At 36.6% G+C, this 16,373-nt stretch carries 19 protein-coding genes and 1 tRNA gene; 4 read left to right on the forward strand and 16 right to left on the reverse strand.

What is annotated here, in order from left to right; genetic code table 11:
• Positions 1–168: 168 nt before the first annotated feature.
• The 5 genes from AA650_RS08360 to alr form a co-directional block, all read right to left on the reverse strand.
• Entirely contained in the window at positions 169–1,662 is a 1,494-nt protein-coding gene (locus AA650_RS08360) for a P-loop ATPase, Sll1717 family (RefSeq protein WP_053541227.1), read from the reverse strand.
• Positions 1,663–1,672: 10 nt separating this feature from the next.
• A complete protein-coding gene (locus AA650_RS08365) occupies positions 1,673–3,061 on the reverse strand; it encodes a tyrosine-protein kinase family protein (protein ID WP_199924405.1) in 1,389 nt (462 codons plus the stop codon).
• Positions 3,062–3,064: 3 nt separating this feature from the next.
• Complete coding sequence (locus tag AA650_RS08370; protein WP_053538662.1) at positions 3,065–3,496, reverse strand: HEPN domain-containing protein; 432 nt, start codon at positions 3,494–3,496, stop codon at positions 3,065–3,067.
• 508 nt (positions 3,497–4,004) lie between these two features.
• Positions 4,005–4,086, reverse strand: a tRNA-Leu gene (locus AA650_RS08375).
• Positions 4,087–4,208: 122 nt separating this feature from the next.
• Positions 4,209–5,396: an alanine racemase gene (gene alr / locus AA650_RS08380; protein ID WP_053538663.1), complete on the reverse strand. Its 1,188-nt coding sequence runs from the start codon at positions 5,394–5,396 to the stop codon at positions 4,209–4,211.
• A gap of 490 nt (positions 5,397–5,886) precedes the next feature.
• Between alr and AA650_RS08385 the strand changes: the two genes are divergently transcribed.
• On the forward strand, positions 5,887–6,384 hold the full coding sequence (locus AA650_RS08385; RefSeq protein WP_039203468.1) for an HNH endonuclease: 498 nt from the start codon (positions 5,887–5,889) through the stop codon (positions 6,382–6,384).
• Between the two features lie 786 nt (positions 6,385–7,170).
• Positions 7,171–8,454 carry a DHH family phosphoesterase gene (locus AA650_RS08395; RefSeq protein ID WP_053538665.1) on the forward strand — a complete coding sequence of 428 codons (1,284 nt, stop codon included), beginning with the start codon at positions 7,171–7,173 and terminating at the stop codon, positions 8,452–8,454.
• 642 nt (positions 8,455–9,096) lie between these two features.
• Here the strand turns inward: AA650_RS08395 and AA650_RS08400 are convergent.
• From AA650_RS08400 to AA650_RS08435, 9 genes are all read right to left on the reverse strand, one after another.
• Positions 9,097–9,438, reverse strand: coding sequence for a hypothetical protein (locus tag AA650_RS08400; protein WP_053538666.1), 342 nt, complete (start codon positions 9,436–9,438; stop codon positions 9,097–9,099).
• Positions 9,439–9,461: 23 nt separating this feature from the next.
• Entirely contained in the window at positions 9,462–9,848 is a 387-nt protein-coding gene (locus AA650_RS08405) for a papain fold toxin domain-containing protein (RefSeq protein ID WP_081424179.1), read from the reverse strand.
• A 318-nt stretch (positions 9,849–10,166) separates the two neighbouring features.
• Positions 10,167–10,385: a type II toxin-antitoxin system HicA family toxin gene (locus tag AA650_RS08410; RefSeq protein ID WP_053538668.1), complete on the reverse strand. Its 219-nt coding sequence runs from the start codon at positions 10,383–10,385 to the stop codon at positions 10,167–10,169.
• Positions 10,386–10,604, reverse strand: a complete 219-nt coding sequence (locus AA650_RS08415; protein ID WP_053538669.1) for a type II toxin-antitoxin system HicB family antitoxin — start codon at positions 10,602–10,604, stop codon at positions 10,386–10,388.
• A 50-nt stretch (positions 10,605–10,654) separates the two neighbouring features.
• A complete protein-coding gene (locus AA650_RS08420) occupies positions 10,655–10,918 on the reverse strand; it encodes a type II toxin-antitoxin system ParD family antitoxin (protein ID WP_053538670.1) in 264 nt (87 codons plus the stop codon).
• Positions 10,919–11,504: 586 nt separating this feature from the next.
• Positions 11,505–12,062 (reverse strand): hypothetical protein, encoded by a 558-nt coding sequence (locus tag AA650_RS08425; RefSeq protein ID WP_053538671.1) that lies wholly within the window; start codon positions 12,060–12,062, stop codon positions 11,505–11,507.
• Entirely contained in the window at positions 12,062–12,481 is a 420-nt protein-coding gene (locus AA650_RS08430; RefSeq protein ID WP_233455361.1) for a hypothetical protein, read from the reverse strand. The genes AA650_RS08425 and AA650_RS08430 overlap by 1 nt, the downstream gene beginning before the upstream one ends.
• Positions 12,462–12,629 (reverse strand): type II toxin-antitoxin system PemK/MazF family toxin, encoded by a 168-nt coding sequence (locus AA650_RS26240; protein ID WP_335337441.1) that lies wholly within the window; start codon positions 12,627–12,629, stop codon positions 12,462–12,464. Before AA650_RS26240 ends, AA650_RS08430 begins: the two co-directional genes overlap by 20 nt.
• Complete coding sequence (locus AA650_RS08435) at positions 12,587–12,808, reverse strand: ribbon-helix-helix domain-containing protein (protein ID WP_053538672.1); 222 nt, start codon at positions 12,806–12,808, stop codon at positions 12,587–12,589. Before AA650_RS08435 ends, AA650_RS26240 begins: the two co-directional genes overlap by 43 nt.
• A 608-nt stretch (positions 12,809–13,416) precedes the next feature.
• Here AA650_RS08435 and AA650_RS08440 point away from each other — a divergent pair.
• Both AA650_RS08440 and AA650_RS08445 read left to right on the forward strand, forming a co-directional pair.
• Positions 13,417–13,728 (forward strand): hypothetical protein, encoded by a 312-nt coding sequence (locus tag AA650_RS08440; RefSeq protein ID WP_053541228.1) that lies wholly within the window; start codon positions 13,417–13,419, stop codon positions 13,726–13,728.
• Positions 13,722–14,096, forward strand: coding sequence for a type II toxin-antitoxin system PemK/MazF family toxin (locus AA650_RS08445; protein ID WP_053538673.1), 375 nt, complete (start codon positions 13,722–13,724; stop codon positions 14,094–14,096). The genes AA650_RS08440 and AA650_RS08445 overlap by 7 nt, the downstream gene beginning before the upstream one ends.
• Positions 14,097–14,366: 270 nt before the next feature.
• Here the strand turns inward: AA650_RS08445 and AA650_RS08450 are convergent, their stop codons facing one another.
• Together AA650_RS08450 and AA650_RS08455 are read right to left on the reverse strand one after the other, a co-directional pair.
• Complete coding sequence (locus AA650_RS08450; protein WP_053538674.1) at positions 14,367–14,960, reverse strand: Uma2 family endonuclease; 594 nt, start codon at positions 14,958–14,960, stop codon at positions 14,367–14,369.
• A 280-nt stretch (positions 14,961–15,240) separates the two neighbouring features.
• Positions 15,241–16,368 carry a hypothetical protein gene (locus AA650_RS08455; protein WP_053538675.1) on the reverse strand — a complete coding sequence of 376 codons (1,128 nt, stop codon included), beginning with the start codon at positions 16,366–16,368 and terminating at the stop codon, positions 15,241–15,243.
• Positions 16,369–16,373 lie beyond the last annotated feature (5 nt).

A 16,373-nucleotide genomic window follows, 5' to 3' on the forward strand; every position in this document is an offset into this window, starting at 1 on the left:
AACGAGAAAGAATTTATTGAAAATCCAGTTCCCCTCTCGAAGAGCGGGGAGGGGCTAGGGGTGGGGTTTTATGGTAACCAACAGGCAATTTCCAGTGTGTACACCGTAGCTTTGTAAGGGGGGATTAAGGGGGGGTTATTTTTTGGCAGTTGCTCTCTACCTGAGTTTCTACTTGGGACGTTTAACCCCACCTTTCCGTTTAACTTTAAATCCATACATATATATTTCAGGCATATTAATTCTTCCATCAGAACGACTTTCTACAATTCCCAGTTGAAGTAAATATTTCAAAATTTCTTCAGGGTTAATTACAGGTGGTTGCTTTTCGGGTTTTTCGCTCCAGTTAGTAGATTCTACTGCTTCTAAAAACTTGTCTTTCTCTATTGGGACTACAAGTTCAGCTAAACTTGTTTTAAGAGATTCTAACCAAGGATACTCCTCTTGAGCTAATTCTTCAATTCGCGCTTTTGAAGTATCTATTAAAGCCCCCTGTAAATCAGAGGGTTGCAAAAGTACCATATTTTGTTCAACAGTCGAGTGCTGTTGTATTCTCAGTTCTGCGGCTAAAACAAATAACTTGAGAAAAGAACGCGGTGCAATTCGACCATCAGCATCCTGAAGGTGATTGGGAATCCAGCAATAGGTAATTCCTTTTTTAGCATTAACACCCATATACTTACCAATCATTCTTTCGATTAGTTCTTCAAATAATTTTTCATTTGATGTTACACTCCAGCCCAAACCAGTTTTATTTTCAGTAATTAACTCTGGGATATTTTGCAAATATTCTGTCATTTCAGATCCAGCGTTTGCAAGTCGTTTGACCAAAAGTTGGTAAAGCCATGAAGTTTTCCATTCCAATCGAACTTGATGGCCTTGCAGTTTAGAGGCATCAGGAAAATTCAAAAAATCCTCTCGAAATAGATCAGTACGCAAAAAGATTTTAGGTCGTATTCTATCCCAACGTCGCCATCGATCAAGCCACAAAGCTAAAAGTTGACGTATTGGACTTGCTAAGGCAGTATAGGAAACCACTAATCGATCTAATTCATCATAAGTAACAAATAACCAATCATCTGTTTCAATAAGTTTTTGATCTAATTTATCTAAGACAGAATTTAATTTTTCAAGATTCTGATTGACAATAGGTTGCCAAATTGATAAAAGAGATAAATCATCTCTCAGAATATTGACTATTGCTGTCTCTAGTTGTTCAAGCAGAAAATCTTTGAATTTAAAATCTTCTTGCTGTAATAGCACACCTAAAATTAAACCAATCCAGAAGCCGCGCCATTCAATATTTGTAGCCTTATCCATTTGGCTTTCCACACTTTCTGGTGCTGGAAATTGCTTTTTGTCCTTGCAAAAGCCAGCTACCCATGTTGTTTTACTCAAGGTGGGTAAGGATCTAATTCCCAAGCTTTCAACTAAAGCTGCTCGTCCTGAAGGAATTGCTAGTAAACGGAATAATTCAGTTTTTCCTACTCCTCTTCCTCCTAATATTAATAATATATTTGGTTCTAAAGCATGACGATAATCTGCTATGGGTAAAAAGTTTTTTAAGAATGTTTCATGATCATTACTTTCATGTTCAGCAATTCCTTTACCAGGGGCGATATTCGCTATTAATTCTAGTAATTTGTGTTTATTAATTTCAGACATAGGTTTTAATCTAATTATTTTTTTGAAATTCACGCCCAAAAAGATTACACAACTTTTCTGCAATCTCCTTATAAGGAGAATTGGTCATGATTTCTGCAAGCTTTGATAGTCGAGTGGATTCTTCTGGAGTTGAGTTGCGAGAAAATAGAGCTATGTCCCCCCGTAGACTCTCCTGATAAGGTACAACTAGCGGAAAAAATGGTTCTTCTCTATTGTTAGCATCAGGGACATCTTCATCTTCGGAGTAATAGTTTTCTCGAAAAAGGTCGTAGGCTTGTTCCCGAAATTCTGTTAATTCTGTTTCTCGTCCTGGGATTCCTGTTGCAGGAGCCATCGAATGTACAAGAATCAACGGTAAACGCTCATCAACTCCAGGACTTGCTAAATGTCGAATAACATGAGTTAGTCCAGCCCAACTTTGACGTGATTGAGTGCCAAAGATCACTGCCGCATGGGAGAGTTTAGCGATCGCTAATCCACCAATATCATGAAACCCAGCCCGCGCATCCATTAGAATAAAATCTAAAGGTCTGACTGCACTTTCCAATTCTTTTAACATACTTACCATTGTACTTTCCAGTTCACCATTTACAAGGTTCTGAAAATCTAATCTAGCTAATTTTTCCAAATAATTTTTATCTACTGTTCCAGCCGGAAGTAATTGTATACTCTCACCATTATCATCTAGCAAAATCCGTTCATTAATGCTGATCAAATGAGTACGCAGTTTCCAATCTTGTTCTTGAATTTTCTTTTCCAATAAATAATCAATTACACCTGGATTATTTGGATTATTTGGATTATCTGGATTATCTGGTGAAAAAATTGTAGCCAATCCTGGTGCTTCTAAATCGAGATCAACAATAGCAACTCTATGACCATTACGGGCTAAAGTCAAGGCAGTTGCAACTAGACTACTAGTTCGTCCCACACCTCCTTTAAAGGAGAAAAAAGATATGATCGCGGGTTTGTATTTTTGATAGACTACGGCCTCTGTCCAAGGTTGTTCACCTACGTTATTATCTATCCATGCCTGTTTAGCAATGTGGCGTTCAAGAATATACCAGCGAGGACTTGATCCATTATCCCAAGATGCAAAAACTCTTTCATCCTTGATAGTTTTAATTAAAGATTGGTAAGCATCGTTATTTCTTCGTGGTAGCCAAATATCATTCCCATAATACTTTCCCAGTTGTGTAGATAAAAGCGTATTAAGTTCAGTGGTTTCTGATTCTTCAATGGGATTATTGTCTAATGATTCAAGAAAAATTCTAATCTTTCCATTAACGTCACGAATAATAGTTACGGACTCAAGTTTAGGTATAAGTGCATCTACAATGCTTTGTTCCTCAAAGCATTCGCGTACTTTATCAAAGGTTTCACTAAAACTGATCATCATTTCTTAAATATCTTTGCTGAGAATTGAGCCGTCTAACACTAATTTGGAGATTATTTCTCGGTAAATTTCTTCCGCACGTTGAACAGCAGTTGTTGCTTGAGCTTCAGTCCAATGTCCAGATTTGAAATATCTCCTATCTGGATGTTTTTCAGCCAGAACAGTATCAACTATTCGTGAAGTCGGTAGTTGTTTATCCAAAACGGGGTAGATAACCCGTAAGCGTTCCATTAACCTTCCATCAAGTTCAGCGAGGTTATGGTTATATTTTTTTGCCGCATCTTGATCATGCTTAAAGTTTTGCTCAACAAGTACCTTGAAACAACATTCCACAACATAACCTGCTAGGTAAACGGCATTGTCCCATCGTTGCTCTCCCAAAAGAATTTGGGCATCCTGTAGATGCCTACCTGCTGAATTAGAAAATGAATCTTGCATTGTTTACTACAAATTGCTGTATAACATAATAATCACAAGTTTTCAAAACCTAACCCAAAATATATCATTAATAATACCTTAGCCAAATTATGAGGGTGAGATGATACAGCACTTCCTGATGTTATGAGGTACAAAGTTTCATCGCCAATCCTGTAGGGGCGCAGGGTCTGCGCCCTTAATTGTATTGCATTTAATCGGCAACTGCTGTAATGCTTTAACCATGAACTTCCGTTTCTCGCTAGTGGTCTGTCAACATTAATTTTGTGTGTTAGAGGGTGTTTGAAAGTATTGCTAACAAACGGTTATAAAATTTAATAACTCACAATTTCAAGCTTGACAGACTACTAGGCTGAGGATATTACTGAGATTATCCCTCAATTGTTGATGAATGCGAACTGCTTGCAGCAGCGCTTCGCTATCGCCCCAAAGAGGAATAACAGTTTGTCATGGACGACATATAATTAATCGCTGCACAAAATCACTATTAACTGAACTATCTGTTTAAAAGTGCGGATAAAAGGACTTGAACCTTCACTCCTTTCGGAACTAGAACCTAAATCTAGCGCGTCTGCCAATTTCGCCATATCCGCATTGATAACTTATGTTAGCACAACAAATTATTTATGGCAATAGGCAAAAGAGTCAAAATTTCAGTCCCAATTTTAAATTAGGGTATGGGGTATTGGTGATATTTTCCCATGTCCCTAATTATCTACATCACAGCCACACGAGGTAGACGATGTTTGAAACCACAGAGAATTTCCCAAGAAATGGTATTGAGGCAGTTTGCCCAATCATCAGCGGATATTTGCTCTTTTCCCTGTTCTCCTAGCAAAGTGACTATTTCCCCCTCTTGCAAATCGGGAATGGAACTCACATCTAACATAATTTGGTCCATTGTAATTGCGCCAACTTGCGGTATGCGCTGCCCACGAATTAACACCTGCATTTGGTTAGAAAGACTACGGGGAACTCCGTCGGCATAACCAATACCAACTACAGCCAGACGCATTTCTTTAGAAGCAATAAAATGATGTCCATAACTAACTCCAGTTCCTGCGGCTATGGTTTTAACTTGGGTAACTCTGGCTTTGAGTTGTAAAACCGGTTGCAGTTTGATTTGATTTTGTAAATGAGTGGCAGGATAAAGACCATAAATAGCTAAACCCACCCGCACCATGTCATAGTGCAGTTCTGGATTTGTCAAGGTAGCGGCGGAATTTGCTAAATGCAAACTGGGAATTTTGATCCCTTTAGCTTTGATGTGTGCAGTTGCTTCTGCAAATCTTCTATGCTGTTCTTTCATCACCGTGGTATCAAGACTATCGGCAGTTGCTAAATGAGAATAGATACTGGCAATATTTAAATGGGGTAATCCCTGTACTAACTGGACAAAATCTGCGGCTTGTTGCCAATTAGTACCTAATCTAGACATTCCTGTATCCAACTTAATATGTACGGATAAAGAGGAATTATGGTTAATAGTTTCTAAGGTGTTAGAAAATTCTAAAGCTTGTTTAGGGCTACATAGTGTGGGCTGAAGTTGCCAATGGGCGATCGCCTGAATTTGTTCTGGTGTGTTGGTTGCCCCTAAAATCAGAATTGGGGCTTTAATACCATCTTCTCGTAATTGAATACCTTCGGGAACTGTTGCCACACCTAACCAACTAGCACCCGCCTCCAAAGCAGTCCTCGCAACTGTCACCGCCCCATGTCCATAGGCATCAGCTTTGACAACTGCCATTAATTTGGTACATGGTGATAAAAACTTGACCAACTGCTTGACGTTATGAGACAAAGCCCCTAAATCAATTTCTACCCAAGCCCGCTGAGAAAACCAAGCATAAGCATCACATTCCTGATTGTTGGCAAAAATCGGGGTTTGCTTGCGACTTAACATTACACTTTACTCCTATCACACCACCGAAAAGCTGCTCACATCCCCTAGTACCGTAGGGCGTTCGTCAAGAGCCAAAAGTTAAAAGTCAAAACGAAGACAGTATAGGCTTTTGAACGATTTAGAATGGTTGGGTTATTTACGCCGCAGTGTACTAGAAGCCATATCACTTTAATCAGGAAGTTTAACTTTGATCCGGCGATTTATACAAGATAGTAGTATGAGCAATAATTAGTGTATCCGCACACTCAAAAATCTTTTGATTATTAGAAAATAGTTCTTCCTTATCAATTCTACGATAACAGATATAAAATCAAATGTCAACCCCTAAATACTCCTTTATGGCGATTTTTTTGGCAAATTCAGATCCCCGACTTCTTCAAGAAGTCGGGGATCTTTCTTAGTTCAGGACAAAAGTATAAATTATTCTCATATCCCCAGCGGGGTGTATTTGTGTTAATATATGTAAAACTAATACCTTGAGCGCAGATTCATGAGGAAGGTTTTAGTCCTGAACGCCTCTTACGAACCGCTCAACATCACCAGTTGGCGACGTGCCACCGTGTTGTTGATTAAAGGCAAGGCTGAACGCTTAGAATACAACGGTAAATTCCTTTACTCGGATTTTCCGATGCCAACCGTAATTCGGTTGCGTCATTATGTCCGTGTTCCTTATATGGAAATTCCGCTGACTCGGAGAAATATCTTGCATCGTGATAGCCATACTTGTCAATACTGTGGTCACACAGGAGACGGCTTAACTCTCGATCATGTCATGCCAAGATCACGAGGGGGTGAAGACACTTGGGAAAATATTGTCACGGCTTGTGTCCGCTGCAATATCAAAAAAGGCTGTCGTACACCGCAAGAGGCGCGAATGCCCTTGCGTCATTTACCCCGTCAACCTTACAGTAGTCTCTACTTTGAGGTGACAAAGCATCTTAAAAGTGGAATGCACCAGGAGTGGCAAAAGTATGTCATAGGTCTTTGACATCCCACATAATTAACTACAAAAACTCAGGACAAAATTCACCTGTAGATATATCTGATTGACCAAACTGGGTCAATGATAGTGACTACAAGCAGGTGTTTCACTTGGTTTTGTCCAGCACTTACTACAGCTTGTGGCAAGTTTCCACTAAGCTGATATTTTCATGACCGCAGTATCCGATTACCTTAATTTCCAGAGGTGGCGCGTTATCTTCTAAAAAAACGATATATAGATAGATTTTGTTCTTAACTGATAATTTGTTACAATTATGAGTAGATGATTTGCCACCAGGAAATTGAGATATCAATTTAGACACAGGACATCAATAGTAGCACAAGTCAAATAAATATTCAAGATAATTATCAAATTTTTTCATAAAAATCTGCATATTTGTTTAGACAAAGTCACAAATTATGAAATTGTATATAACACAAGAGGTACAGCATACTTGACTTTCAACATTTTTGTAGCACTTTAAGTAGGTTAGCATTGAAAATCGTCGTTATGGCAAGGCAAGAGGCACTCATGCAAGAGGCAAGAGTGAAGAGGGTTTGGGCGATTTTACTTTTCTTTACACAGATTGGTTTTATTATGTTCACCTACTTAGTTGGATGCAATAGATCCTCATCTCATGCTATTGACAGAAATAAACCGCTTTACACAGTGCCAAAGGAATTAATCTTAGATTTTGCCAAGTTTCATGTAGCTTTATCAGCGCACTACTACTTGGATTGTATCTGAATGGATAACCCTATCTTCCCCGCTTAGAAATACAGTTAGTTACTTATGTACGTGAATTATCCACCTTCTCAATTTGAAAGTTTATCATTGACCACAGATCCCCATCCAGAGGAATTAGAAATAGAGAAAGAGGTAATTGAACTTCCACCGTTAAACCGGACTTCCTTACCATCCTCTAATGGTGATGGAGGTATCTATTTAGTCCAGCGTGGCAATTCTCTAGCATCTCAAAAATCAGAGGAGTTACAGAAGACGCTGCTTGCACATCGTCATGAACGTCAGTTGGTGATTTTACAGGATTTTCCTGATCCTGATGCTCTTTCTTGTGCTTGGTCTTACCAATTAATTGCCCAACAGTATGATATCAAGTGTGATATTGTTTACGCGGGAACTTTAAGTCATCAGGAAAATATTGCTTTAGTTAAGCTCACTAATTTACCTGCTCAACGTTGGACAATACAAACTTTAAAAAATAAAAATTTGTCATGCTATCAAGGGTTTGTGTTAATTGACAACCAGGGAACTACGTCTCAATTATTACCAGCCATCCAACAAGCTGGAATTCCCCTGATAGTGCTGGTGGATCATCATAGTTTACAAGGAGAACTCAAGTCAGAATTTGTTGATGTTCGTCCTTATGTGCGAGCTACAGCGACAATTTTTACTCAATACTTACAAGCAGGATTATTAACTTTAGATAATAGCATTAGCCAGCACGTTAAATGTGCTACAGCTTTAATGCACGGGTTACGCTCAGATACAAATCGGTTGATGCAGGCACAGGAAGAAGATTTTATGGCTGCTGGGTATTTGAGCAGGTTTTATGATGCTCAGTTACTAAATGCTATTTTGCAAGCAAATCGTTCTAAGCGGGTAATGGATGTGATCGAGCGATCGCTTAAAAACCGCATCGTTCAAAATAACTTTTCTATAGCTGGTGTTGGTTATTTGCGCTATGATGACCGGGATGCAATTCCCCAAGCGGCTGATTTTCTCGTTACTGAGGAAAATGTGCATACAGCAGTAGTTTATGGAATTGTTCATGATGAAGATGACGAATTAGAAGTAGTGATAGGTTCTCTGAGAACCACCAAACTGACGTTAGATCCTGATGAATTTATTAAAGAAGCCTTTGGACAAGATAGTGCTGGGCGATTTTTTGGTGGTGGGAGGACGGGTGCTGGAGGCTTTGAAATTCCGATGGGTTTCTTATCTGGTGGTAATGAAAATTCAGCTTATGCCAAAATCAAATGGGAAGTTTTCGACGCACAAATTAAACAGAAACTATTGAAATTGGTAAATCCTAGAGATAATCCAATTCAGTCTTAAAACAAATTCAAAGACTTGATTAATTTAGGATTTAGCAATGCTGATTGGTGTGAACTTAAGCTACAGATAGCTTATTTGTTTGGCTGACAGACCCGCCTGGAAATTCAGTTCCAGGCTAATATCAAAGAACAGTTGAAACAAGGAGCTATTAAAAGAGCAGAACGTGATTTAGGATTAGTTAAAGAGTGGTTTAATTTGGAAGAAGAAGCGTATTAAGTAAGGGAAAAATTATCTATCCTCAGCGTGGTGAAATCTACTTGGTTAATTTTGATCCAACTATAGGTTCCCCAAATCAAAAAAAACACGACCAGCTTTAATTTTGCAGAATGACGTTTCTAATCAATATAGTCCGATAACTTTCATAATGTGATTTCGCTGAATCTTCTTTTCAAGATTTTTCTATCATATCAATAATCAATCTTAGAAGTCGGGGATGTAAAGATGTAAATCAGGTGAGGTAAATGTTTCGGTGGTGTATCTGTGATGGTTCTATTGTCTTTTCTTATTTACATGATAGTTGGCAATGGTTGGGTGAGATAATGTGAACAGATACAGGGTTTTTAGGTTGTAATTTAGGGTTATTAATAGTGGGTATTGCTGGGTTTCCTTGTGTCAACCCAACCTACGCATTAATTTTTATTTTCATGAAACTAGTTCATCAATTTTTGCTGTTTCGTGATTTTTCTGATTTTGATAAAATTCTTCAAACAAAGTAAAAAATCTATCTACTGCGCTTTTTTCATCGGCTGAATGGAAAAGAAGAATACTTGACCATAATTGACCTGTTTCTACATTGAATTTGTGTCTTATCCATTGTAAAAAAGTTTGAAATTCTGTTTCTTCTGCTGTTAAGGGAATACCAATTTCTCGACGGGCAAAATAGTATCCATCTAAAAATGCTTGGAGGCTAAAAATAGAGTTTTTACCTAAATACATTGCAGGTCTTTTTTTGATCTTTTGCAGCAATTTGTAAAGATTATCCATATTTAACTCACTAAATTTCTAGGTTAAAAGTAAGTTTCTGTGATTTGAAACTCTAATCCTGCATCTAATATAGGTGAATAGAGATTCTGTATCCAGTTTAATCGGGTAATGCCTTGATGGTGAATATTGTCAAAAACAAGTTCTCCGTCATTTATCTCTATTATAACACCTTCATGATGACCAGTGGTAGCAATCAATTCTCCAATACTATCATCATAAATTCTGCCATAAATTGGATCTTGAGAATTTGTATTTATTTTAATATGCTTACCATGAATACTTTGTCTGATTAAAAATTCTTTGATTGCTCTAGCACAGGGTATACAATCAAATATTCCGTAACTACTGGCAATTGCTATAATTTGTTGATAGATGATATCCTCTTTATTCAAAATCACTCCCGTTGTCAAATTTTAATATTTCTACCCTGATTACTATTGATTGATAGTTAAGGGAGTATTAAGCTATTCTTTACATTTTAAACTAGAAGAAGCACAAAATAGGATTTGATTTAGTTCGGGTGATAATTATCAGGTGAGGTGAATATTTACACGATCTGCTTGCAGCAGTGCTAGTTCCCTCCGGGACGCACTCGCGTTCGCTATCGCCCCAGTAATCCCTAGTAATGGTTGAGTAAGATAATGTAAACAGATACAGGGTAGGGTTTTTGGGCTGTAATAAGTGCGTTATTAATAGTGGGTTATTTTGTTGTTAACCCACTGAAAATATTACTTATTTCCTAAAAATTCATCTACGGTAATTCCTGCTTGTCTAATTAAACTTCTGAGTAACCCTGGTGCTAGTTCTTTATGATTGGGAACTGATAAAATAGGTTTTGATTCGTGCCACAGTATGATATGACTTCCGGTTTGATGATCTACAGCATAGCCAAATTTTTCAAAGATTTTGACTGTTTGTTTACCGGAAATATTTGATAAGCGTCCCATTTATACTACTACTTCCCCTACAAAAGATTGAGATTCTTTGGTTACATAGGGTTTCCCATGTTTTTCTAATACGTGAAGATAGCCTTTGATAGCATCTTTGATATTTTCAATTGCTTCATCTAAGCTTTTACCTTGACTGACACAACCAGGAAGTTCTGGTACTTCAGCAACGTAACCTAGATATTCTGAATCATAAGTGAATATTACTTGAAATTTCATAGCATTTTTTTGGGAGGTGTTTTTTTAATTTAATACATCATACATCATGGCTAAATTGCACTTTGACGTTTGTTAGTTTTTTCACGAACTGCTTGACGAATATCTTCCCAATCTTGTGCAGTCATTTCTGTTGCATTTCCTGAGTTTAATCCTTCTAAAAGCATGGTTTGTAATCGTTCGTTGGCTCTGAGTTTTTGGTCTTGTCGCACTAATTCCCGAAAATATTCACTAACGCTGCTGTAACCTCCTTGCGCTACCTGTTCTTCTATATAATCGCGCATAGTGTCAGGTAAGGAAATATTCATACTTTTCATAATCTGACTTCCTAAATCTACTTTTTTATATCATGGCAGTTTTTGTCATTTTCTGCCATTATAATCAAGATAAGTATTTATATTTAGTAGTTATAGTAGCCAAAGATCCCCGACTTCTTTTCAAGATTTTTCTATCATATCCATAATTAATCTTAGAAGTCGGGGATCTAAATCAGGTGAGGTGAATATTTCCAGGTGTATCTGTGATGGTTCTATTGTCTTCTCTTATTTACATGATATTTGGTGATGCTTGAGTGAGATAATGTAAACAGATACAGGGTAAGGTTTTCAGGTGCGAACTGCTTGCAGCAGCGCTTCGCTAATCCCTAGTAATAGTTGGGTGAAATAATGTAAACAGATACAGAGTAAGGTTTTCAGGTGCGAACTGCTTGCAGCAGCGCTTCGCTATCGCTCTACTAATCCCTAGTAATGCTTGAGTGAGATAACGTAAACATATACAGGGTAAGGTTTTCGGACTGCGATCGCTGGTGATGGTTGGGTGAGATGATGTGTGTGAACAGATACAGAGTTTTCGGGTTGTAATAAGTGCGTTATTAGATGAATAGAAATTCTAGATCCAGTTAGATTAATTAATAGCAACAGAAGGCTCAATAACTGATGACAAGAAACCCTTGATTTTTTGTATTAATGGATGTTGTTGCAATATCTTAATTTCATCATCATTTAGATTTCTAAGTATTGTGTCATTGAGTGAGTGTTTTTTACCTAAGATTGCCTCTAAAAATTCTTTAGGGTTACTTTGAGCAAATTGCCATTCTAAATCATTAAATGGATCTTTTCTTTTTGCTATTTTTTCAATTAATGATTTATCCTGTAAAAATATGGATTCTATTTCTGGAACTGCTAGAGAAACTTGAAAAGGAATACCAGATGATGCTTGATTTAATACATAATTAATTAAATCTTGCTTTTCAAATACTTGAGATTCGTTATTTGTATCTGCATCTATGACAAGAGCAACTGGTGTTTTTCGAGTAGCAAGCAGTGAACTAGCTAAAGAACGCGCTCTATAAGAACTTGCACCAGCTATAAATTTGATGTCTTGAATCAAATTTTTTGGTAGTAATTTCTGTAAAATTACTATATCTCTATCTCTTTCTGTAAGAATGTATGCTAGTGTCATTAGAAACTCTCCGTTGTAACGTCGTAATTGGGGATACATTTTTGAACACAAACACGATATTTTTTGACTAGAAATTCACATACACATTTATTTTCTAGTGAATATTCAATTTCTTCTCCTCCCCATAATAGAATAGTTTGAGGAGCGACAAACCCAGTTAAAGTTACTGTGGCTTCTGTAAATCCAGTTCGACTAAATACGCTACCAATCGCTGTTGCCGGTCTTCGTAGTAATTGATTTCGTAATTTAGCTATGGGTCCAATATTAACCTCTTCAGTTGTATCTTTACATTCTATCAGGCAGGCTAGGCTGTTTGTATATACTACTCCATCAATTTGTTCTACTATTTTACCTTGAATTGTCACAGTATAAGGCCAAGCTATATCAGCACCATCAAGTTCAAATGCACGTAAAACCAAATATTCTAGTGACTTTGCTGCGTTGGTTGTTAAACAAAGTCCCAGAAATTATCAGTGCTGGACGAGTTTTTTGAATTTCTGTACCTACAGATGGATCAAATGTTACTATCCAGATGCTTCCCATTCGGTAATCGCTATGTTTTGCCATTCACTTTCCCAACCTAATTCTAATTCATCAACCAAAGCACAAGCTGCGGCTAGTGCTTCATCTTGTTGTTTTTCTTGCCATTGTTTCAAGAGATTTTCAATCAACGCACTACGGTTTTCAACTTTTTGGTCAATGTAATTTAGTAGTTCCTCTGGCAATGAAATTGAGATTTTAGCCATATCCTACCCACAGTCATACTATAAGTAGTATAGCTTAATTTGATATTTTTAGTCTAGTAGTTTGTAAATATAGGATTTGATTTAGTTTGGGTGATAATTCTCAGATGAGGTGAATATTTACACAATCGCCCCAGTAATCCCTAGTGATGATTAGATGAGATAATGTGAACAGATACAGGCTTTTTGGGCTGCGAACTGCTTGCAGCAGCGCTAGTTCCCTCCGGGACGCACTCGCGAACGCTATCGCCCCAGTAATCCCTAGTAACGCTTGAGTGAGATAACGTAAACAGATACAGGGTAAGGTTTTCGGACTGCGAACTGCTTGCAGCAGCGCTAGTTCCCTCCGGGACGCACTCGCGAACGCTATCGCTCCACTAATCCCTAGTAATGCTTGAGTGAGATAACGTAAACATTACAGGGTAAGGTTTTCAGGTGCGAACTGCTTGCAGCAGCACTAGTTCCCTCCGGGACGCACTCGCGTTCGCTATCGCTCTACTAATCCCTAGTAATACTTGAGTGAGATAATGTAAACAGATACAGGGTTTTTATAGACTAATTCGCCATCGTTTGATATAATGTAGAACGACAATCACATCATGATAAAAGCCATGTCACAAACTGGATTAAATCTATTCATTCCGATAGAGTTACTGATTGATTCCTTAAATGCGCTAAGTTTATCAGAAAAACGAAAGATTTCACAACTTCTTAATGAAGCGATCGCTGATAATGAGGAGGAAAATTGGCAAGAAGATGAAGAAACTAAAAAAGAAATTCAATTAGTCCGTGATGAATATGCGAATGGTAGTTATAGTAAATTTAATATCAAAGAACAGTTAAAACAAGGAGCTATTAAAAGAGCAGAACGTGATTTAGGATTAGTTGAAGAGTGGTTTAATTTGGAAGAGGAAGCGTGTTAAGTAAGGGAAAAATAATCTATCCCCAGCGTGGTGAAATCTACTTGGTTAATTTTGATCCAACTATAGGTTCAGAAATCAAAAAAACACGCCCAGCTTTAATTTTGCAGAATGACGTTTCTAATCAATATAGTCCTATAACTATTGTAGCTGCTATTACTTCTCAGTTTACAGAACCTTTGTATCCTACTGAAGTGCTAATTAAAGTACCAGAAGGAGGTTTACAGGTTGATTCTGTTGCACTTCTTAATCAAATTCGTTCTATTGATAAACAACGATTAATTAAACGGTTGGGTATTCTAGAATCAGTCACAATGGAACAGGTAGATAGAGCAATTCAGATTAGTTTGGGTTTAGTGAATTTAATATAAATGAATATTTCCAGGTGTATCTGTCATGGTTCTATTGTCTTCTCTTATTTACATGATCTGCTTGCAGCAGCGCTTCGCTATCGCCCCATTAATCCCTAGTAATGGTTAAGTGAGATAATGTGAACAGATACAGGGTTTTTCAACTGCGGATCGCCCCAATAATCGCTGGTGATAGTTCGGTGAGATGATGTGAGGTTTTTGGGTTGTAATTTAGGGTTATTAATGGTGGGTATTGTTGGGTTTCCTTGTGTCAACCCAAACTAAAAACTACTACTTCTTAATACCTTTAATAAATGCTGTTCTTGCATCAATAATGTAAGGCATTAAAACACAACTTGCCAATAAATCTATATCTAAATCTGGCAATAATTCACTTTGGTTAATTTGCTCATAGTTATCATTTTTGAGATGATATAGAGAGAATTGATTATTTTCCCAAAACCAGACTTCGGTAATATTAAACCTTTTATATTTTTCTAGTTTGTCAATACTGCCACTGGTAATATTAACCTCAATTGCTAAATCTGGATTTGCTTTTTTTTCTCCGATATAATAAGATTCATCAGGTTCAAATGAAGCACTTTTTTCTTTTGCGCGACGAGTAGCACTGCCTACTGGAATAAAGTTTATACCTTTTTCAAAAAAGTATAATGCTAAGAATATAGCAATTACACTTTTAATAGTTTCGTGTTGTTCACCAAGTGTCATAAATTCAATGCACCCATCAAGATAAGTTATCCGCAAACCTGCTGCATCTGCGGTTAAGGTTTCTATTGTTTCAAATTCCTCCCAAGTGTAATAACCAGGTAGAAGAAATCGCTGTTCGGAAATTGTGGTAGTTTTGTCTAGGATTTGGAGAGTCATAGTAATTTTATGGTTATGACTTTAATCTTGATTATAACTCATGGTCGGGTGATAATTCTCAGGTGAGGTGAATCTTTCCAGGTGTATCTGTCATGCTTCTGCGATCGCTCCACTAATCCCCAGTAATGGTTGAGTGAGATAACGTAAACAGATACAGGGTAAGGTTTTCAGGTGCGAACTGCTTGCAGCAGCGCTTCGCTATCGCTCTACTAATCCCTGGTGATGGTTGAGTGAGATAATGTGAACAGATACTGTACTTACTAATTTAAACCTACAAAATCTAAATACTTATTTCTTCGTAATTTAAAATTATTTTAATGACAATATTTTCAAATTCTTTATTAATTTCTGCGATTTTTGGTAAATCCTTCTCTGGCAATTTTCTAAACTTATGAACTATTAAACTTCTAACAGCGTACAAAGCTAAAGCCAAGCTATCTTTTTTCTCACTATTAAATGCTACAAGTAAGTCATTACAATAAAGAAGTAGATTGGTTTTAGTATTTCCATCAAAATGTTTTTCTAAAGTAGCTATTAATTTAGATATTCTTTCTTTTTCACTAGAAATAGATGCTATTGATTCCTTAAGTTCATATATATTTTTATCTGTATTGTTATGGAAATTAGTGATTGTATCTGAAAAACTTTTTTCAAAAATTATCTCTATAATTAGTTCAATTACTTGGTAAAGAAGATAAAACCGAACCAAAGGATGTTCCTCTGTTTTTAACAAACTTTTGAAAAGTCTATGTAGATAAACTTCTCCTTGTAAATAGGATGAATTTCTCTGAAGTATTAATCTAGTATCACCAGGAGATTGAAAATTAGCTCTACTATTAATTTCTTTAAAATTATCAATAGGTTGACAGTAGTAATAACTATATGAATATAAAGAAGTAAGGTAATTATCAATATGAAAATTATCAAGTTTTTGAATTTGAGTATTAGATAAAACTAATATTATTATATCATCTCCGTAAAATTCTGTTAATCTATAACTGTCTGTAGTCTGGAGATATGGAGTAAAAGTTTCATACTGTTCTCGATTTATTAGTAATTTGAGAAATGCAACATAGGCATATTTTAAAAAATGAGAATTACCTACATATTTATGTTCATTAGATACAAGAGATTGAATAGGAAACATCCAACCAATTCTCTCATTAATGTCTTTTTCATAAGCCTGAAAAATGTTATTTTCACTATTTAAAATCCATGACTTAAATATGAACAATGAGTAATCTTCAGGTTTATAATCATTGTAGGGAGTTAAAACATAATCAATATAGACCTTAGTGCCACTTGAATCAGAAAGCTCAAAATGATATTCATCATCATTAAAAGTTGATGTAACTTCTGTTAACAAATATGTTGTATTTGAAACTTCATCTATAATTTTGAGAGACATATAAA

The organism is Anabaena sp. WA102, assembly GCF_001277295.1.
GTDB classification, from domain to species: domain Bacteria; phylum Cyanobacteriota; class Cyanobacteriia; order Cyanobacteriales; family Nostocaceae; genus Dolichospermum; species Dolichospermum heterosporum.